Source organism: Oribacterium sp. oral taxon 102 (assembly GCF_013394775.1).
GTDB lineage: Bacteria > Bacillota > Clostridia > Lachnospirales > Lachnospiraceae > Oribacterium.
The window spans coordinates 1,636,082-1,657,508 of the sequence record NZ_JABXYT010000001.1 but is presented as its reverse complement, the minus strand read 5'-3'; the positions used below and the strand labels follow the sequence as shown (position 1 = coordinate 1,657,508).

The following is a 21,427-nucleotide window of genomic DNA, read 5'->3' as shown; positions in this document are numbered from 1 at the left end:
GAGTCTGCCCGGGTTGTGCTCTGTCTGGAAGTTATCATGCTCCGGCGGCTGCCTGATGGCGGATTTCTATGCCGGGTTCACTTCGGGCCGGAAGCCCTCCGTGAATTCTGCTTCGCAGAACCCCGCGGCTTTGCCGCGTGGCAGCTCGCTCCGGCGTTTGCCTGATGCAAACGCCTTCACTCATACCACTCGAGGAAGCTGTGCTTCACACCGTCCTTTTTGATGCCGAGTACGGTATTGAGGGAAACATTTTCTGTAGAGCGGAAGATGTTTTTTTCGACGAAGGGATTGCTTTTCCGGAGCTCCCGGATGAGCTTCTTTGTTTCGAGCCGTTTCGAGCTGGTCGTACCGTCGGTGTGGCAGGTCGTGCAGGTATCGGTGAAACGGCAGGCGCATTGGATGAAATTCAGGTGATTGTAATCCCGCCAATGCTTGATGTCCTCCTCCCGCACATAGTAGAGCGGACGGATCAGCTCCATTCCCTCAAAGTTGGTGGAATGCAGCTTCGGCATCATGGTCTGGAACTGTCCGCTGTACAGCATTCCCATCAGCGTGGTCTCGATCACATCGTCGAAATGATGCCCAAGCGCGATCTTGTTGCAGCCAAGCTCCCGCGCCTTGTGATAGAGGTGTCCGCGGCGCATTCGCGCGCAGACGTAGCAGGGAGAGTCCGGGATATCGTAGACCGCGTCGAAGATATCCGTTTCGAAGAAGGACAGAGGGATCCCCAGCAGCGTAGCGTTCTGCTCGATGATCCGGCGGTTGTCGGCATTGTAGCCCGGATCCATGCAGAGGAAGCACAGCTCGAAGGGGAACTTGTTGTGCCGTCGAAGCTCCTGAAAGAGCTTCGCCATGAGCATGGAGTCCTTGCCGCCGGAGATGCAGACTGCGACACGGTCGCCCTCGCGAAGCAGCTTGTAATCGTTGATCGCCTTCGCAAAGGGGGTGAAGATTGATTTCCGGAACTTTTTCCGGAGACTTTTCTCGATTTCCTCCCGGCGCGTCTCCGAGTCGAGATCGCGATGAAGCTGCTGGAGCAGCCATTTTCCATAGCCTCCGGCGAGGCTGTACGCTTCATAGCCCTGCTCACAGAGTGCCTCCGCAGCCTGCAGGGACAGCGTGCCGTACTTGCAGTAGAGCACGAGCTTCCTGTCCTTCGGGAGCCGATGCGTTCCATCCGCGATCGCGATAAGATCGACGCGAACCGCGTCAGGCAGCTTGCCCGACTGGAAGTCCTCCTCCTCCCGAACATCGATCAGACGATAGCTTCCCGGCTCCATTGCCTCGAGCTCCGACAGACTGATTTCCTTTGCCAGATATCCCATTTTCTCTCTCCATTCCGATTCCAAACAACCTATCTTAGCAGTTTCTCCCGAAAAAAGATACAGGAAGCTAACGAATTGCGAATAGGGGCGCCTGCTTACCTTAGCTGTTACCTCCGAACCGCCCTAAGCTCTTCAATAGAGGGACGTCGCAGGTCTTCGCCCCGCGATCCTCCGCAGGGCTCCCCCGATCAGAAATCGGGGGAATTCGGAGAAAACTGACAAAAAACTGACAAAAAAAGAGATTTCTTTTGCAATATTTCTTTATATGACGTACTATATGACCAGAGGAGTATCATTTCTGTTAAGGAGGTCAGTATGGGTTTGATGAAGGCGGCAATGGGAGCGGCAGGCGGCGTGCTGGGGGATCAGTGGAAGGAATATTTCTACTGCGAGTCTCTCCCTGCAACGGTTCTGGTGCGAAAGGGACAGAAGCGGGTCAGCGGACGTTCCAGCAACACGCACGGTGCAGACAACATTATCAGCAGCGGCTCCGTCATCGCGGTGGCGGACGGGCAGTGTATGCTGATTGTCGAGCAGGGCAAGGTCGTGGAGGTCTGCGCGGAGCCGGGTGAGTTTATATTCGATGCCTCGACGGAGCCGACAGTCTTCTCCGGAAATCTTGGCGAGAGCGTCATGGCGGTTTTCCGGAATGTCGGGAAGCGATTCACCTTCGGAGGAGAGCCGCCGAAGGATCAGAGAGTTTACTATTTCAATACCAAGGAGCTGATCGGCAACAAGTACGGGACGCCGTCTGCGATTCCGTTCCGCGTCGTTGACCCGCGCGCCGGCATTGACATTGATATCAGCATCCGCTGCTTCGGCGAATACAGCTATCGGCTGACGAATCCGCTGCTTTTCTATACCAATGTCTGCAGCAATGTCAGCGAGGATTACCGCAGGGAGCAGATCGAGGGGCAGATGAAGTCCGAGCTTCTGACCGCACTGCAGCCGGCGTTCGCGAAGCTCTCCGAGCAGGGCATCCGTTACTCGCTTCTGCCGGGGCATACGGAGGAGCTCTCGCAGGCGCTCAAGGAGGTGCTCTCCGCGAAGTGGAAGGACTATCGCGGCATCGAGATCCAGCAGATCGGCGTATCCTCCGTGAAGGCGGACGAGGAAGACGAGAAGATGCTGAAGGAGATGCAGAAGAACGCGGCATTTATGGATCCGACCCGTGCGGCGGCGCACATCGTCTCGGCGCAGGCAGATGCAATGAAGGCAGCAGCCTCCAATACCGGCGCAGGACCGGCAATGGCATTTATGGGCATGAATATGGCAGGACAGGCAGGCGCCGGTACGGCGCAGAATCTCTACCAGATGGGCGCACAGCAGGCAGCGCAGCAGACGGCTCCCGCAGCGCAGCCGCAGGCGGCGGCACAGGGAGGAGATACATGGACCTGCAGCTGCGGACACAGCGGCAATACCGGAAAGTTCTGTCCGAGCTGCGGCAGCATGAGGCCGGAGAACAAGGGCTGGTTTTGTCCGAACTGCGGTTCGAAGAATGAGGGCAGATTCTGTACGTCATGCGGCACGAAGAAGCCGGAATAGGCCGGGGAGGAGAATGCTATGGCAGAGCAAATGGCGAGCTACAAATGTCCTGCCTGCATGGGACCGCTCCGCTTCGACGGCGCCAGCGGGAAGCTGCAGTGCGATTACTGCGGGAGCAGCTATACCAATGAGGAGGTGGAGCAGCTCTATGCGGATGCGCTGAAGAAGGCGGAGACAGCCGGTCTCATGGAGGAGCAGAGGGCAGCGGAGCGGGAGCAGGAGCGGAAGGCGCTGAAGGCACAGGGGCTCGACACAGGGGCTCCGGAGGAGTGGGAGGACGCAGATGGGAATATGCGCGCCTACAACTGTCCGAGCTGCGGTGCGGAGCTGATTACGGACGCGACGACGATCGCGACGAGCTGTCCCTACTGCGGCAACCCGACAATGCTGCCGAAGAACTTCGGCGGTGTCTTGAAGCCGGACTGCCTGATTCCGTTCAAGCTGGAGAAGCAGGACGCGGAGAATGCGCTCCGGGAGTTCTACAAGGGCAAGCGCCTGCTTCCGAACAGCTTCGTCTCCGGTAACCGGATCTCCGAGGTACAGGGTGTCTATGCGCCGTTCTGGTTCTTCGACGGGACGGCGGATGCGAGAGGGGAGTTCGAGGCGACGCGGGAAAAGGTTTTCCGGCGCGGAGACATGGAGGTCACAGAGACGAGCTACTACCATGTGAAGCGGAGAGGCAGCATCGCATATCGGATGGTTCCGGCGGATGCGTCGGAGAAGATGCCGGATGCATTTATGGATGCCATCGAGCCCTTTCAGTATCAGGAGCTGAAGCCCTTCTCGACCGCATATCTCCCCGGCTTCCTCGCCAATAAATACGATGTCCCGGCGGAAACCTGCCGGGAGCGGGCGAGAGGCAGGATAGAGAATACCGCGATCAATGCGATAGAGAGGGACATCAGCGGCTACGATACGGTTCGCCGCCAGAGCCGGAATGTCTCGATACAGGAGTCCCGGGTACAGTACGGGCTGCTGCCGGTTTATATGCTCAGCACGCGCTGGGAGGGGCAGAATTACCTCTTCGCCATGAATGGACAGACCGGACGGCTGGTCGGCAATCTTCCGGTCGATAAGCAGAAATACCGGATGTACTTCGGGGGCATCATGGCGGCATTTACGCTGCTGCTCGGCACGGTAGCGATGCTCTGTCTCGATTGGGGCACAGGCTCTGCACTGATGCAGCTCGTGAAGCCCTATGGCATCGGGCTGCTGCTCGGACTTATTGCAGCGGCGATCGCCTGCGGCTCAATGAAACGGAGCATGCAGACGGCAGTCGCGAAGCACGAGGCGGCACAGTATGTCGAGCCGGGCAGCGTGCAGATCACGGAGCGGAGCGATCAGTTCCTCCGGACGACCCGGACAGAGCGGCGGATCAATAAAGCGAAAAGCTAGGGAAACGTTGATCAAACCGGAATTTCACGTGCCTTAGCAAGCGGGGCATGAATAAATCAGCGTTTCCCTAAGAAATACAGCAGAGGACAATCAGCTTAAAACCTGATTGTCCTTTTTTTGATCTATTGATTTTTTTATATTGACTATGAAATTGGCTTTTGCTAGAATTTTATAGTTAGATATAACTAACTAAAATGCTCGATATAAGAGCTGTGGTCGCTTCGAAGGAACGAAGCACCATGGGAGACTTGTATTCGCAGCGCTGCCTCTGCGAGCAGGGCAGGAGATTCTATATATGTTATCGGGAATCCTTTGCCCCGGCGGAGTCCGGCATCTATGGCAGGGGGAGAAACAGGAGGAAATAGGAGGGAATATGAGGAAACAGCTATGGAAGATGCTGGCGCTGACGCTGGCATTCACCTGTACCATGGCATCTCCGCTGGCGGCAGTTTCTGCGGCGCAGGGAAGCGGCTGGCTGCAGGAAAACGGGAGCTGGCGGTATTACAGTGCGGGGATCGCGCAGACAGGATGGCTTCATTTGGGCGATAAATGGTATTATCTGGCTCCGGAAACAGGAAATATGGAGACAGGATGGAACCGGGGCACAGACGGCAGCTGGTATTATTTTGAACCCGGAAGCGGCGCGATGCAGCATGGCTGGGTAAAGGACGGGAACGGAGTCTGGTACTTCCTGCATACGTCGGTGGAGGGAGGCAAAGCGGTGCTTCTGACCGGCTGGCAGTGGATCGACGGATACTGCTATTACTTCGAGACCGAGCCGGGAAAGGACATGGGGCACCTGTATACGGCAGGGATGACGCCGGATCATTACTATGTCAATGCGGACGGGCGCTGGACGGAAGCGGATGGCAGCGTGCATTACGAGGCGGGAAAGGGCATTTCTACGGCAGCGAAGCCGGCGACACCCCGTAGAGCGGCGGCCGCCGCTTCCGGAGGCGGGAGCAGCTCCGGCGGCAGGAGAAGGAGAGAACGGGACGATTCCGGCAAGACGGATCCGAACCGCCCCGGAAAGACGAGCCCGAGCGAGATCCCGGGCGGGAAAGAAACAGAGCACGGCGGAAAGGCAAGCGACAGCGAGATCAGTAAGGAGGACGGCGTATTCAGTTATGTGCAGCCGGAGGATGTGGTGCTTGATTACATCGACGGGAATGCGGCATCCTATCGGAAGAAGCTGCCGAGAGCGGTGCGCTTCCGTATGAAGAGCGGCAGATATGTCTCGCTGGAAGTAAAGGAATGGAGATTTTCAGAGGAGGCGGCAGAGGGCGGCACTGTCACGGCAACAGCAGACGGCTACAACATTCCGTCTCGCTATCAGGAGCTCGAGGCGGAATTCTTAGGGCAGGAGGTCAGCATTTCCGTCAGCTTTCGGAAGAAGCAGGAGGAGCCGACGCCACCGGAGGAGCTGCGCTTTACCGGATTTGAGCAGCCGGAGGACGTGAGCGCGGATTATATTTCCAATAATCCCTCCGACTACAGCTTCTTTCCGAAGAAGATCCGATTTACGCTATCTGATCAGAGGACGCTGGATCTCAAAGTTATGAGCTGGAGCTTTGAGACAAGACCGGAGGCAGGCAGGGAAGTGACGGCAAGGGCGATCCTGGATGATCTTCCATCCGAATACAACGGATTGCTGGAGTCTTTTGAGAGCCTCGGCGCGGTGACGATGCGGATTCGCTTCAACAAGGCGGAGGAAACGGATAAGGTTACGCTGAAATGGGATCATACGGAAAGCACGAGTTGGGGAAGTGAGAAGCACAGCTATCGCTTCGACGAAACAGCGGTGCTGACGCTGGAAAACTATAAGGGAGACGGAAGCGGGCTGTCCCTCCGAACCGGTTATCCGGATTACCTCAGGCTGACGAAGGATCATGGCTTCTCCTTTGATGAAGCAGAGAAGGCGGCGTCGATCCGTATGGATGATCTGATGCCGAATGAACTGAAGGAAATGCTTTCCCTCATGGTCTATGATGGAGAGACGAAGCTGGGAGACGCGTATCTGACGATTACGACGGATCGGAGCGTCGAATGGGAAGAGAACCGAGACGGCGCGTCTACGGTTGAATACAGAGATGTCTCGAGGAAAACGTCCGTTTCCAAGCGGGTGATCCTGCATGGTGTGACGGATGAGGACGCGGAGAAGGTGCGTTTCATCGCAGGCAGTACGGATGTGACAGAGAAGCTTCATTTCGAGAAGGAATCGGATGGGAGCTACCGGGTAAGCATTCCGGACTATGCGGCGCTTGATCAGGCAGGCTATATCAGCAGCAGCGCATGGGGCGGCAGTACGTTTACGATGCAAATGCGGATGCGCGGCGTAAAGCCGGTCAGCATCCGCCTGAGCTACCGCAATGCGCCGGCATTGACGCCGGATAAATCCGGCGGCTATTACGCGGCGGAGGAACCGCTGCTCACACTTCGAAATTTCTCCTGGGATGAGACGGAACCAAAGGATGTCCGGCTGTATTTTGGAGAAAAAGGCGGTTCGATGCGGCTGCTCACGGCAGGACAGGATTATACAATGGACGAAGACAAGAAGCAGCTCCGGCTGCATTCCGCTGCTGTTCTCGGGACAGCGAGTCTTTCGGAGGGGAAGAGCTATCTGCTCCGCATAGAGGCGGCAGAGGATGCGGAGACGGCAGAGCTTACGCTTTCCTACAAAAAGGATAAGGCGTTGTCGCTCAGTGCAGCTGCAGAGCTCGCACCCTATGCGCCCATTGTGATCTCGGTTTCGGGACTGGACGGAGACGACAATCCGTCTGTTATCCGGCTGTATGCAGGAGATCGGAAGCTGGAAAAGGTCAGGGCAGTACGGAATTACAGTACAGGGCTTGCCGAGCTGATAGTTCCGTATGAGGAGATAGCACAGGATATCCGGAGCCGGAGCGTGACGCTTCGCGCTGTGATGGCAGGCGCGCCGGAGGCCTCTGTGACGCTGCATTATGCGGAGATCACGGAGGAGGGAACCCCGATTCCCGCCGCAGCGGCATTGCAGGATTCCTACAAGGATGCTTATCCGCTTCAGGATGGGCTTCCGGTGATGAACGGCAGAGGGACGATTCGCATTGCGGTTTCTGATCGTTCCATTCCCGAAGCGCAGTGGAGGGCAATGGGCGTGACGCTCAGGAAAAAGTCGGAGCCTGCGGATGCGGCGTTTGCCGTCGGAATTGCCGGGACTGACAAGGACTGGAGTGCGGCAGGGACGCCGATTGCTGCCGTTAATCTGGAAGCCCTGTACAGGTATGCGGATAAGATCGGGGAATTGAAGGCGGACGAGGCAGGGAGGTACCCGGTATTCACGGTGACGCTCTATATGGCAGGGTATGCGAGAACCAGCTTCGATATCGCGCTGAAGTCGCCATCATACTGAGGAAGCATGGATTGGTTTGTGACGCACGTCTGTTCGCATATGACTTTTCTGCTTTAATCGACGGTTCCTGAATTGTTACGAACCCCATGCCGAAAGCTTCGGCACTACCAATTACATAAGTCCTTCGCGTTGCTCCGCTTGACAGGGGACTTATACAGTAAATGTGCGGTTCTGCGTGCGAATGAGCAGCGCGGAAAATAAAGGAAAAGGAAGGAAAAGAGAGTTAAGAGACTTATGTTGAAATATATTACAAAGAAAGCTGCGGCACGGACGATTGCCGCAGCGCTTCTCCTGTCCCAGATTGCGGCAGGAACGCAGCCGGTGACCTATGCGGCACCTCTTTTGACGGACAGTGCCGCTGTCCATTCGGCTGATCGCAGAGAGGGCGAGAGCACCGCTTCGGAGAGCGGAAATCCGGAGAAGACGGCAGAAGCGGAGAAGCTTCTTTCCGGGATGACAGCGCCGTATGATCTCCTGCTCAAGTTCCGCTGTGAGGACGAGGGTCTTTCGCGGAAGGAAAAGGCGGAGAAGGCACAGGCGGCAGCCATAAAGCGGATCGAAGAGGCGGAGAAGCAGGGGAGAGTTACGGAATGGGAATCCTTCTACATTACAAACGCAATCCATCTCGTAACAGAGGATCGGGAGCTCGTGCTGCAGCTTGCCGCCCTGCCGGAGCTCATACTGCTCACGGAAAACAGGAGGGTGGACAGCATCGCGCCGGTAGAGGATGACGGCACGAAGCAGGACTCCATCAAGAAACGAATACAAAGAAGCACACTGTACCAGCCGGATGAGAGGGATATCGAATGGGGCGTGCAGATGGTTCATGCCGATAAGGTATGGGAGGAGTTCGGCGTGGACGGCAGGGATGCGGTGGTCGGCATCATTGACGGCGGTGCGAACTACAATCTGAAGGCGCTCCGCCGCGCCTTCCTCGACTATGATGCAGCGAGCGATACCATCCTGAAGAAGCAGGATGATCCTGCCACGAAGGTATGGGAGGGCGGCGGCTATCGGGATTTTGTAGATCGTACGACTGTTCCGCAGCTGACCTCCTCGGACGACCATGGCACCCATGTAGCGGGGACGATCGTCGGTGAGGAGGGCAGTAATCTGAATCGGATCGGTGTCGCGCCGGGGGCAAAGTTCATTACTGCCCGCGCCATGGGACCGGAGGGCGGCGAGGTGGATAATCTGATTGCCGCAGCGCAGTGGATGCTGGAGATGCATCCGGATGTCGTCAACAATTCCTGGGGCGGAGAAGCCGATACGGATATCTGGTTCAAGGATGTGACGGACGCATGGGTAGAGGCTGGCATCATTCCGGTATTTGCCGCGGGAAATACCTCCGGCAAGATTCCGGGGAAGGGCACGATATCCAATCCGGCAAACTATGAGAATGTCATTGCAGTGGCGGCTGTGGATCGGAACAAGAAGATCGGACGTTTCTCCAACAAGGGACCATCCGCCTTCAACAGTGGGATAACAAAGCCGGAGCTTTCTGCGCCGGGCGTGCAGGTGCGCTCCGTGAATTCTGCCGGAACATATGTTTCGTGGAATGGCACCTCCATGGCGGCGCCGCATGTCGCGGGCGTCGTGGCACTGCTTCGCTCTGCTGCGAAGAAATACCATAAGGAAGAAATGGTGGATACGCTGGAGGAGGTTCGGGCGCTCCTGATGGAAACGGCGGAGCCGTTGGAGGACGGACAGTATCCGGGCAGCCCGAACGACGCCTATGGCGCGGGACTCATCAATGCGTATGATGCGGTCGCGAAGCTCATGGATCGGGGGCAGGCATCGATCATCGGCACGGTATACCAGAAAGGAACGGATGCAGAGGAACCGAAGCTTTCCCTCGATGTGAACCCGGAGGGCTATATCGGGAGGGATGTCAAGGTGACGGCAAATGCCTCCGATGATGTGTCTATCCGGAAGCTCATGCTTCGCTACTGGCTGAATGCAGAGAGCGGACAGGCGAAGGAAATCCGCATGACCCTGTTCTCGGGAGAACAGAAAAACGGCGTGTATACCGCGGTGATCCCCTCGGAGGAGCTCGGGACGGGAACGCTCCATATCGAGGCGATTGTCACCGACTATGCGAATCATGAAGTGAAGAAGGAGACGACTGTCACAGTTCAGAAGGGGGCGAGCCTCCCATGGTCGGAGAACTTCGAGAGGGCGGAGGAGGGACTGCGCGGCTTCCTGATGGATGGTAGTTGGGCGATTTCTCACAGGAGCTCCAATGCGGAGCCTCCCTTCCCGGACAGCGGAGACGGCAGTGAGAACAAAAGCTATATCGGAATCAACGGCGGTTATGCCGGCTTCGAGCGCCGTGTGGACAGCTACCTCTATCTTCCGCCGATCGACCTGAGCAATGTTTCGGTGGATCCGCAGGATCCGCATACGGTTCCGTCTCTTTCTGTGGATATGTACAATGGCTTCAGCGGCATCTCACAGGCGAAGCTGCAGGCGTCGCTAAGCGGACGAGAGGGAGACTGGGAGGATATCTATCAGGTTGTGCTGCGTCCGGATATTAAGGATCGGGCATGGGAGCATAACACCATTTCTCTCGAAAAATATGCAGGAAAGGCAAGGCCGCTGCAGCTTCGCTTCTATTTCTTCGGACATGACGGAGACGAGGGCGTCGGCTGGTACCTTGACAACCTGCGGGTAGACAAGGGCGAGAACACCGCGCCGGGACAGGTGCAGGATCTGCGGGGACGCATTGAGAAGAAGGGGCTGCTGCTCTCCTTTGTCGCCAATGAAGAGACGGATATGAAGGAATATCGGATCGAGCGGCGCGGCGCTTCGGAGGATGCGGACGCGTTCCGGACTGTCGCAGAGGTGAAACAGGATAAGGATGCATTCCAGTTCATTAACAAGGGAGAGGATCCGAAGCGTCCGGCCTCGCATTACCGGGTAAACTGGTATGATACGGAGGCGGTTTCCGGCGAGAGCTATGTGTACCGTGTCTGCGCGGCAGATCGGAGCGGGAACATCGGGCAGTATTCCAAGGAGCTGACCGTGCATTACACCGCATATAAGGAGACTGCCGCCTATGACTTCGAGGACGGCGAGCAGGGCTTCCTGTCCGGAGCGGAGAATGCAGGCAGCAGTACGCTGAACGAATGGGAATGGGGCGTGCCGGAGATTCCGGATACCAAGGATATGTCGCTTCTCCCGAGGACAGCGTGGGAGGGACTCCGGAAGGAACGGACAGGAGAGGTCAGCCATGTCTTCGGCACCAATCTTTCCGGAAAGATTCATAACGATCAGGACAGCTGGCTTCTGATGCCGGCGTTCCGCGTGCAGGAGGGGGATCATCTCTATTTTGACTCCTATTCCGGCAACGATGCTGTATCGGATACGGCGGCGTTTACCGTGGAGATCCGGGAGAAGGGAAGCGGGCAGTGGACGCAGCTTCTCTCCAAGGAAAGGGTGCAGGATCATGATCAGATCTTCACCTGGCAGCAGCTTGGTGCCTCGCTCAGGGACTATACAGGAACAGAGGTGGAGGTTAGATTCCATGCCGTTACCACGAAGGGCGGCTGGATCGATAACTATAACCTCGGCTGGTACATCGACAATGTCTATGTCGGTGCCGCCAATGCAGAATTCATGAAGCAGAGAGAAGCGTCGGGCAGAGCCGGAGGAAGACTCGCCACGCCGTCTGAAGCGGAAAGGGAGGAAAGCATCACGACATCCGCCGAGCCCGAGAGAGAGGAAAGAACTGCGTCTCCCTCCGAGCTCGAAAGAGAGGAAAAGAACGAAACGTCCTCTGAGCTCGAAAGTGCAGAGCGGGTCGCGACATCGTCTGTGATTCCGGACAGTGAAGAGCGGAAGGAGGATGCCGTATCCTCTATAGATTCTCAAAAAAGGAGAGAAAAGGATGGGACGGCAAGGCTCCGGAGCGGAGAGAGTTTCGGAAACGGCGACCTGCCGCTTCGGGCGCAGTATGCCCTGACAGAAGAGGACGCAGGCGCTTCTTCGGGAAACGCTTCGGGCGGAAAGCCGGAATTAACCAATGCAGAGGATCGCGGCGCAGAGGAGGCAGGCAAATACCGAAGCGATGCCATTCCACTTAAGGCGAAGGTTTCTGTGAAGGAGACGGGACGGTATACGCAGTCGTCTGCGGTCGACGGCTCCTTCCGGATCGACCATGCGATGAACCGGAGCGGAAGCTCCTACACACTGGAGGTTTCCGCCTACGGCTTCCGGAGCAGGATAGTGAAGAATATCGATCTTCGTTCCGGCAGGGTTCTGCTCGATGATATCGTGCTGGAGCCGGCGGAAAAAGCATCCTTCAGCGGGCGTGTGACGGGAGAAAACGGGGAAGGACTTTCGGATGTCCGGATCCGGATCGAAGCAGAGGAAACGCTTCCGCCTGTATACAGCGGGGCGGACGGCGGCTTCACAGCAGACGGGATCTACGAAGGAAGCTATACCGTGCGCTTCTATAAGGAGGGCTATGCCGCCGTACAGAAGGAAATCACGCTTCACGCCGGAGAGAACGCCATCGCGCCGGTGCAGCTTAAGCCTCTCGGCAGTCTGCTGTCGGAGACCGTGGACTATCACTACACAGAGGAAACGGATGCAAGCGGCAATTACCAGACTATCTTTTTCACCAGCGGTGTACGGGGGATGGCAGTTCGCTTTCAGTCACCGCATAAGGGCGGCATCCTGAAGTCGGCGGATATTTTCACGGTGCTGAACCAGTATTTTGGCGGGCATTATATGGAGATCGGCGTGCTGTCCTACAATGATACGGGGCGCCTCGTAGAGCTGGCAGATTTCCGAGAGTACCCGGATGCACTGCAGGAAAACGGCTGGAGTACCATCGATTTCAGCGAATACATGATACAGACGGATAAGCCGCTCTATATCGTGGCGACGTATAAGGACAGTGTGCCGGTCAGTGAAAGCATGGGCGTATATTATGATACCAAGGCGTCCGAGAAAGCGATCAGCCATTCCTATGTCTATGACGGCTCCTTTACGAAGACCGAGTCCATTTCGCCGAAGGGCGCTTATGCGGTGAAAACGACATGGCTCTATGCAGCGGACGCGGCAACGAACCCGGAGTGGAAGGATGCGGAAAACGGCGGCGCCCATGTCGATCCGCCCGTGAATCCGAGCGATGAGGGAGAATTTATATTTGATGCGGACAGCCGCACCATCACGAAATACAGCGGAAAAAGCAGGAATGTGACGATTCCTTCGGTAATTCGGGATACGCCGGTGGAGAAGATCGGGAAGGGAGCCTTTGACGGTGTCGGAAAGGAAGAAAAGCTGGAAACCGTGACGTTCCCGGAGGGACTTACAGAGATCGGCGACGGCGCCTTCAAAAACAATAATCTGAAAAATGTAGAGATTCCGGATACGGTAACGAAGATCGGCGCATCGGCATTTGCTTTCCAGTACAAGGATGGCATGGATGATAAGTCCTTCACGGTTACCCTGCCGGAGGGAATCACGGAAATCGCGGAGAGCACCTTTGAGGGAGCGGGGAGTCCGCTTCGCGCGAAGCTGCCCGGCGTGGAGAGCATCCGAAAGGGCGCGTTCCGCGGCAGCAGCGATGTAGAAATCGAAGCGCCGAGGCTTCGGGAGATCACGGACGATGCCTTCGGTACCTACGACCGGACGGATTACAATTACGCACGGATCTATACTGATCCGGAGAGTCCGCTCAACGGGAAGAGCGGACAGTATCTCATCAATCCGGCAGTTGTGACGATTACCGCACGGAATGCGAGGGATCATGAGGAGATTTTGAAGCGGGCACACTACTATGGCACGGATGTCACGACGATTACGAGGAATATTCCGGCAGAGCGCTTTTACCGGATGGGGCAGAGCATACGCTTCGAGCCACCGGTGATCCGTAAGGACGGAACACCGTATTTCAGCGCGGATCCTGCGGCGGAGCTTAAGCTGCAGAAGACCAATGCAGCGGAGTTCTACTACTATGCGTATCAGCCGCATCTCCGGCTGCCGGTGCTGGATAGCGACCGGAAGCTCGTCGGCTTCACGGCGCCGAACGCTTCGGTGACGATCCGGGCAGGCGCGGAGACGGTAACGGCAGCGGCAAATGAGGACGGCTTCTTTGAGGCGGAAGTAAAGCCGATGGCAGCAGGAACACGGGTTTCTCTGGAAATCAACGGCAAGACGGCGCTGACAGCGGAGGTAGAGAGAAATACCGGAGAGAGTGACTATCTGATTGAAAACGGTGTACTCCTTCGTTATACGGGGGCAGGAGGAAATCTGCGGCTCCCGGTTGCGGGGAACGGGGGCTCTGTCACGGAGATCGGCGACTTCGCATTCTATGAAGCGTCCCTTAGCTCGGTGATTCTGCCGGACAAGGTAAAGAGCATAGGGGCAGGCGCCTTCATGAATACGGGGCTCCAGTCTTTCGGCTGGGATCTCCGGGATATTAACCGCGCCGCACTTGTCTATATCAATGAGTATGCGTTCCGAAACGATGCGCTCGGTGAGGTCAGGCTGCCGGAGCTGACACATGTTATACGGACGGCGGCGTTTGAAAACAATGAAATTGAGACGCTGGAGCTCGGTACCTACACCAGTCATATCGGGGATCACGCGTTCCGGAATAATCATATCCGCAGGCTGGAGACGGCGAAGCGGCAGGAGGAGCTCGGAAAGGGAGCCTTCGAGAACAATGAGATTTCAGAGCTTACGGTGAATGGCTGGATGGCAGGCTACGAGGAGGGCATCACGGAGCTTCCGGACTATGTATTCGCAGGCAATCAGCTGACGGAGGTACAGCTCCCGAAGGAGATTTCTTCCGTTTCGCCGCTCGCTTTCCTCAGGAATCCGGGACGCGGCGGCAGATTCATCGTAGGCTCGGACAATGCGGCTGTGCGTCCGACTGAGAACTATGATGTACGCCGCTCCGACGGAACGCTTCTTTGCTATCAGATGGATGACGGCGGAAAGACGGATCCGAAGCCGGATGACAATGGCAAGAAAAATGAGAACGGAGGGAAAAATAACGGCTCGGGCGGACGCCGCGGCACAGGCGGTTCGGGAGGACACAGCGTCAGCCCCTCCGTCAGAGCGGCAGCAGGCGCAGGCGCTGCGGGTGCTTCTGTGCAGATTCTCGGCAGCGGCTGGACGCAGGATGCCGGAGGCTGGCGTTACCAGAGTGCATCGGGAACGGCAGCGAAGAGCTGCTGGGGCGTACAGACAGATGCCGGGCGTACAGTATGGTACTATTTCGGTGCGGATGGCTATATGCAGACCGGCTGGATCAGCACGGGAAGCAGCCGGTACTACCTGAATCCGGTTTCCGACGGCTTCAAGGGGAAAATGCTGACCGGCTGGCAGTGGATCGATGGATACTGCTATTACTTCGAGACCGAGCCGGGAAAGGACATGGGGCACCTGTATACGGCGGGGATGACGCCGGACGGCTACACAGTGGATGCTGCCGGACGGTGGACGGTGCAGGGAGTTGCCGTGAAGAGATAGGAGCTGCCGTCTTATCCTGAGAAACCTGCACAGAAGAGCGGGCTTTTGCCTGCGATTCCGCGGTACGGGATGCAGTATCGGAATACAAGTTTTCGGGGCTGTGAAAAAACGAAGACCAGAAACCATATGATCATGCAGCGCATTTGAAATGCGAGCTGTGATGTGTGGCGGGCGTTTCTTGTTTTTTCACAGCCCCGTTTTTGCGGAGACGGTATGCTTCTTCCGGTACTCTCTGGGAGAGCAGCCCATATGGCTGCGGAAGAGATCTTTGAAATAGTTGCTGCTGCTGAAGCCGCAGTCTGCCGCGATCTTCGTAATGGTGTCGTCGCTCACGATGAGCCGGTGCATGGCATGACGCAGCCGGACATTATTCAGATATTTTTTGAAGCTGTGTCCTGTCAGCTGGCAGAATTTGTGGGAGAAGTAGGAGGGGTTCAGCTTTAATACTCCGGAGAGCTGCGCCAGAGAGAGCGGCTGATCGAAGCCGGTGTCGATGAGATGCAGCGCCCTTTCGATATCCGGCTCCAGGGCGCTGGTAGGAATGAAGATATCCTGCGCCGTTATGGAATGACTGAGCGTGATGGTGAGCAGCTCGCTGACGTAGAGAGACATGAGGAGACCGGCATTCTTCTGCTCTGTATGCTGGAGCGCGGACATTCTTCTGAGGAGCGCATCGATCTGTATCCGACCGGACGCGTCCGGAATGAGCTTCGCGGTATGCTCCAGCATGGCGGAGAGCTCCGGCGCCTTTTCGAAGAGGATGGACGGCAGGGCATCTCTTCGGATATATACGGTGACGCGCTCAGAGCATTCCTTTCCCGTATAGCTGGTGTTGTGCTTCGTGCCGGGGGTGATAAGGAGGATATTGCCTGCCTCCAGATGCAGGAAGGAATCGTTTATCATATAAACGCATTTTCCGCGGCGCAGGAAATAGTATTCCAGAACAGAATGCGTGTGCTCGTAAGGCATATAAAAGGAGGCGGGGCGAAGCTGGGTTTCCACAAAAAAGTTTACCGTCTCCGGGATGCTGTCAGGCTGCATAGGACTCCTTTTGACAATTCGATGAAATCGATGAAATTTGTCTCTCGTCCGTCCGCCGGACAGGGACTTATACAGTAAATAACACAGCTTAGTCAAAAAAAGAAGTGGTTTTTGCAAAAATTACTATAATTTATTGTAGCATGCAAGGTATTTTCTACATATAATTCTGAGAAAATGTTGATGAGCCGGAGAAAATGCCGATTCGAAATTTTGGTATCGGTGTGAGGGCACTTATACAGTATGGGACAGAGAAGGAGAGCTCCATGGTATACAATATCTTGGATTATGGTGCAGTTTCGGATGGCGTCCATAACAATGCGGCGGCGATTCAGGCGGCGATCGACGCCTGTAGCAGAACCGGCGGAAGAGTTCTGATCCCGGCGGGGAGCTTCCTCTCGGGTTCTTTGGTGCTTCGCTCCAATGTGGATCTTCACCTCGAAAATGGCGCGACCCTCCTGTCCAGTATGAACCCGGCGGATATGATCGATTTTTCCGAAAGCTTTGAGGATGACAATGCGGACACCGGATGGGAGGGAGGCTGTTTCCTCTTTGCGCAGCATGAGCGGAACATCACGATCTCCGGAACGGGTACAATCGACGGACAGGGGCGTCTGAGCTTTTATGATGATGATTCCGACGGGGGATTTCATGAAGCGCCGCTCGATGTGAGAGGGCTGCGCCCCCGCATGAGCTTTCTGGAGGATGTGCATAATCTCACGGTAAAGGATGTATGTTTCTATGATTCTGCGTATTGGACGCTGCACATGGCGGGCTGCAGAGACGTTCTCATCGAAAATCTCCGTATCCTGAATGAGGAGGCGGGACCCAACAATGACGGGATCGATCCGGACTGCTGCAAAAATGTGCTGATCCGCGGCTGCATCATCCGGGGCGGCGATGATTCTGTGGTAGTGAAAACCACAGCGCCCATGACCCGGAAGTATGGAGGTTCCGAGAATATCGTGATCAGCGGCTGCATCATGAAGTCCCGTTCCTGCGCCCTGAAGATCGGGACAGAAACATGGGGGGATATTCATCATATTACGCTCTCCGATTGCATCCTCGAGGACTGTACGCGGGGGATCGGGATCTGGTCTCGGGATGGCGGACAGATCCACGACATCAGCATTCATCATGTAAGCGGCAATACGAGGCGTTATGCGGACTGCATCAGCAGGAATACAGGAGTGCATTACTGGTGGGGAAAGGGAGATCCGATCTTTCTCTCTGCGACGAAGCGAGAGAATGTAACACGGATACCCGGAAAGATTTCACGGGTATTCTTCGATCATGTGCGGGTGATGTGCGAGGGAAGTATCGTCATAGCCGGAGAGAAGGAGTCTCCCATAGAGGATGTTTCTCTGGAGCAGGTGCACTTCGTATGGAAGAGGCAGGGCCCGCATCTCCCTGACTGCATCGATGAAAGACCCTCGGTGCGGGGCTGCTATTTGCGGGAGCTTCCTTGTATATATATCAGGGAGGGGAAAAATATAGAGATTCAAGGGCAGCTGCTGGTAGAGGGGGATATGAAAAAATACATAAAAAATGAGATTATCAGGGAATAAACCGGCTGATTTGCCTGATTTCTAAAAAAATCTGTAATTTCAATGTAAAAATGCAGATAATTCAGTATCATAATTCGCAAAATTTGTATACAATTGCTATAGATCTGAGGAAACACTGATTTATTCATGGTTCACGTTTGTTGACATATAACTTTCCCGATGGAATCAGTGCTTCCTGATAAAATTCGGAGGCGGAAAAAGGTTTAGGAGGTATTTATGAAAAGAAAGACAGTGGCAGCAGCGCTGATGCTGATGGCGGCAGGCAGTCTCGCAGGCTGCGGCGGCTCACAGAGCGGGGAAAGAGCTGCGGGAAGCACCGCGGCAGCGGCGGAGAGTAAGGGAACGACGGCGGACGCGGCGGCAAGCAGCCTGACCTTTTCCTGGTGGGGGAACCAGATCCGCAATGAGCGCACGCAGGGCGTGCTGGATCTCTACAGTGAGAAGAACAGCGTAAGCTTCGATTCGCAGCCCTCAGACTGGGATTCCTACTGGTCGAAGCTGCAGACCAGCGCGGCGGGCAATTCCCTGCCGGATATCCTGCAGATGGATTATTCCTATCTGAAGCAGTTCGTGAAGGCAGGCTCTTTGGCAGACCTGAGCCCCTATGTAGAGGACGGGACGCTGGATGTCAGCAATATTTCTCAGAGCATCGTGGATTCCGGCTCCGTGGACGGCAAGCTCTATGCGGTCTGTGCGGGCGTAAATGCGCCGGCGCTTCTCTACAATCAAACGCTCACGGAGGAGGCAGGTGTAGAGATCAAGGACAATATGACGATAGAGGAATTCGAGGAGGTCTGCCGCACGATGCTGGAGAAGACGGGGACGAAGGCGGATCTTCCCTACGGCGCGTCGGATAACTTCCTGCCCTATATCCTGCGGGCGGCAGACGTGACGGAGCTCTTTAATGCGGAGGAGAAGAAGATGAATGTGGCGGATGCCGGCGCGTTCCTTCCCTATTTCAAGGTGTATCAGGACGGCGCTGAGCAAGGCTGGATCATCGGGGCGGATGTGCATGCAGGATTGACCTCTAACTCGGTAGAGGAGTCTCCGCTGGTGTATTTCTCCTCCAGGGAAACGCAGGCATGGTGCGCATTTTTCTGGACAAACCAGATGGAGGCGATGGTGAAGGCTGCGCCGGAGGGAGTAAAGCTGGGGATCACTACCTGGCCGTCGCCGGATCCCAAGAAGTCGAATTTCCTGAAGCCGGGTCAGTTCTTCTCCGTATCGAAGGATGCAGGGGAAAGTGAAGCAGAGGCAGTAAAGGTCGTCAATTTCATAACCAATGATGTGGATGCCAACAAGATCCTCTTAGGAGAAAGAGGGATCCCCGCTTCCTCTGTCGTTGCGGAGGCAATTGCGCCGGAGACCTCAGAAACGACGCAGACAGTAACGGAGTTTGTCAACAATGTCGTAGCAAAGAACAGCAGCCAGATCAGTCCGGCGATCCCGACGGGAGCGAACGAGGTCTACAATGCATGCAACACGATCCTTGATGAGGTTCTCTATCAGCAGATCGATGCGTCAGCAGCGGCAGAGAAGCTGTTTAAGGAAGGAAATGAGATTATGAGCCGACAGTAATCACAGGAATTTCATAATCAAAATCATACGCAAAACCTGGGAGAGGATATCGGAGCCGGATGGTCTGCCTGATATCCTCTTTCCGGAGATGACAGCAGACCTGTAAAGGAGCTTTTATGAAGAAAAAAGGGAGAAAAACGCTCGGTCAATGGCTGAATCAGGAGAATGTCGCGGGCTATCTCTGCACCCTTCCCTTCACCATCGGCTTTCTGCTATTTATGATTGTCCCAATGGGGATTTCCCTGTATTACAGCTTCTGTAATTATGATATCCTGAATCCTCCGGTTTTCACAGGGATCGGTAATTTTCAAAGGATGTTTACGGACGAACGGTGGATAAAGGCTCTGGGTGTGACGATGCGCTTCACTTTTATTTCGACGCCGCTTCGGCTGATCTTCGCCCTGCTGATTGCCCTGCTGCTGTTCAAGGGCAGCAAGCTCTCCGGCGTGTACAGGGCCATGTATTATCTGCCCTCTATGATCGGCGGGTCCGTGGCGGTGGCGATTCTCTGGAAGAGGATGTTCGCCGTGGACGGGACGATCAATATTCTGCTATCGCAGCTGGGAATCAAGGGACCGGCATGGCTGGGGCTTCCCTCCACCGCGATCTGGACGCTCATTATCCTCGCGGTCTGGCAATTCGGCTCCTCTATGCTGATTTTCCTCGCCTCCCTGAAGCAGATCCCCGGCTCACTGTATGAGGCGGCAGACATCGACGGTGCCAATAAATGGCAGGGCTTCTGGAAACTTACGCTGCCGCTGCTGACGCCGACGATTTTCTTTAATCTGGTGATGCAGCTTATCAACGGCTTTCTGGCATTTACGCAGTGCTATATCATTACACAGGGAAAACCGATGGATACGACGCTGTTCTACACCGTCTATATGTACCAGCAGTCCTTTCAGTTCAGCAGCACCGGCTACGGCGCAACGATGGCGTGGATAATGCTGGCGATCGTCGGTCTGATTACCTGGTTCCTGTTCGCGACCAAGCGCTTTTGGGTATATGACGGGGGATTTTAAGATGAAAAGAAAAGGGAAAGTGTCTGCGGTTATCTATCATTGTATCGTCATGCTGTTCGGGATGATAATGATCTATCCGCTGATCTGGATGCTTATGAGCTCCTTCAAGGAGACCAATACGATCTTTACGACTGCCGGAAGCCTGCTGCCCGGTCGGTTCACGCTGGCGAATTACAGAAACGGGCTGAAGGGCTTTGCCGGTGTCGCCTTTTCCGTTTTTTTCAGGAATTCGCTTTTCATCTCCATAGCTGCGACGATCGGGACGGTGCTTTCCTCGGCTGTGGTTGCCTATGGCTTTTCCCGCTGCCGCTTTGCCCTGAAGCCGCTGCTCTTTTCGGCGATGCTGGTGACCATGATGCTGCCGGCGCAGGTGCTGATGATCCCGCAGTATCTCTGGTATCAGAAGCTGGGGTGGGTGAATACCTATTTTCCGCTGATCGTGCCCTACTGGTTCGCGACACAGGGCTTTTTCGTATATCTTATGACGAACTTCATCGACGGCATCCCGAGAGAGCTGGATGAGGCAGCAAAGATCGACGGCTGCTCCTATTATACGGTATTTACCCGGATTATTTTCCCGCTGATCACGCCGGCGATCATTACCGCCACGATCTTCTCCTTTATGTGGAGGTGGGACGACTTTCTGGGCGCGCTGCTTTATGTAAATAAGACGGCAAGCTATCCGGTGTCGCTGGCGCTGAAGCTGTTCTGTGATCCCAGCAGCTCCTCGGACTACGGTGCGATGTTTGCGATGGCGACGCTGTCCATCCTGCCCGCGATGCTGATCTTCTTCACCCTGCAAAGGTATCTGGTGGAGGGCATCAGCACCTCCGGTCTCAAGGGCTAGGAGAACAGCGGCAACGGTCCGGGCGGGCAGATCTTCCCGACGGATAGGACAAAGGGAAGCCTGAGTGGCTTGGCTGAATCGTTACGAACGGTTACGAACAGTTATGAACGGTTGGAAAAATATGGCAGACTTCCGTGAGATATCGTGGCAGAATCCGTCGGGATGTGCTACTCTTTAGAAAGATACGGAACGGGGAGCGGAGAATCTATCGGCGGTTCCCAGAAAAGGAGAGA

The 21,427-nt window shown here is 55.7% G+C and carries 10 protein-coding genes; 8 read left to right on the top strand and 2 right to left on the bottom strand.

The window, feature by feature from the left end; translation table 11 throughout:
- Positions 1-176 precede the first annotated feature (176 nt).
- Positions 177-1,325: an ATP-binding protein gene (locus HW273_RS07495; protein WP_179011183.1), complete on the bottom strand. Its 1,149-nt coding sequence runs from the start codon at positions 1,323-1,325 to the stop codon at positions 177-179.
- Between the two features lie 315 nt (positions 1,326-1,640).
- Between HW273_RS07495 and HW273_RS07490 the strand changes: the two genes are divergently transcribed.
- The 4 genes from HW273_RS07490 (at position 1,641) to HW273_RS07475 (ending at position 15,141) form a co-directional block, all read left to right on the top strand.
- Positions 1,641-2,870 (top strand): SPFH domain-containing protein, encoded by a 1,230-nt coding sequence (locus HW273_RS07490; RefSeq protein ID WP_179011182.1) that lies wholly within the window; start codon positions 1,641-1,643, stop codon positions 2,868-2,870.
- An 18-nt stretch (positions 2,871-2,888) separates the two neighbouring features.
- Positions 2,889-4,265 (top strand): hypothetical protein, encoded by a 1,377-nt coding sequence (locus HW273_RS07485; RefSeq protein ID WP_179011181.1) that lies wholly within the window; start codon positions 2,889-2,891, stop codon positions 4,263-4,265.
- Between the two features lie 373 nt (positions 4,266-4,638).
- Positions 4,639-7,653 (top strand): N-acetylmuramoyl-L-alanine amidase family protein, encoded by a 3,015-nt coding sequence (locus tag HW273_RS07480; RefSeq protein ID WP_179011180.1) that lies wholly within the window; start codon positions 4,639-4,641, stop codon positions 7,651-7,653.
- A gap of 234 nt (positions 7,654-7,887) precedes the next feature.
- Entirely contained in the window at positions 7,888-15,141 is a 7,254-nt protein-coding gene (locus tag HW273_RS07475) for a S8 family serine peptidase (protein WP_179011179.1), read from the top strand.
- A gap of 186 nt (positions 15,142-15,327) precedes the next feature.
- Here the strand turns inward: HW273_RS07475 and HW273_RS07470 are convergent, their stop codons facing one another.
- Positions 15,328-16,182 (bottom strand): AraC family transcriptional regulator, encoded by an 855-nt coding sequence (locus tag HW273_RS07470; protein ID WP_179011178.1) that lies wholly within the window; start codon positions 16,180-16,182, stop codon positions 15,328-15,330.
- A 263-nt stretch (positions 16,183-16,445) separates the two neighbouring features.
- Here HW273_RS07470 and HW273_RS07465 point away from each other — a divergent pair, with 263 nt between their 5' ends.
- From HW273_RS07465 to HW273_RS07450, 4 genes are all read left to right on the top strand, one after another.
- On the top strand, positions 16,446-17,747 hold the full coding sequence (locus tag HW273_RS07465) for a glycoside hydrolase family 28 protein (RefSeq protein ID WP_179011177.1): 1,302 nt from the start codon (positions 16,446-16,448) through the stop codon (positions 17,745-17,747).
- A gap of 216 nt (positions 17,748-17,963) precedes the next feature.
- Positions 17,964-19,325: an extracellular solute-binding protein gene (locus tag HW273_RS07460; protein WP_179011176.1), complete on the top strand. Its 1,362-nt coding sequence runs from the start codon at positions 17,964-17,966 to the stop codon at positions 19,323-19,325.
- A 116-nt stretch (positions 19,326-19,441) separates the two neighbouring features.
- The gene (locus tag HW273_RS07455; RefSeq protein ID WP_179011175.1) at positions 19,442-20,347 is read left to right on the top strand and encodes a carbohydrate ABC transporter permease; all 906 of its coding nucleotides are present in this window, start codon (positions 19,442-19,444) and stop codon (positions 20,345-20,347) included.
- Between the two features lies 1 nt (position 20,348).
- On the top strand, positions 20,349-21,194 hold the full coding sequence (locus HW273_RS07450; protein ID WP_179011174.1) for a carbohydrate ABC transporter permease: 846 nt from the start codon (positions 20,349-20,351) through the stop codon (positions 21,192-21,194).
- Positions 21,195-21,427: the final 233 nt, after the last annotated feature.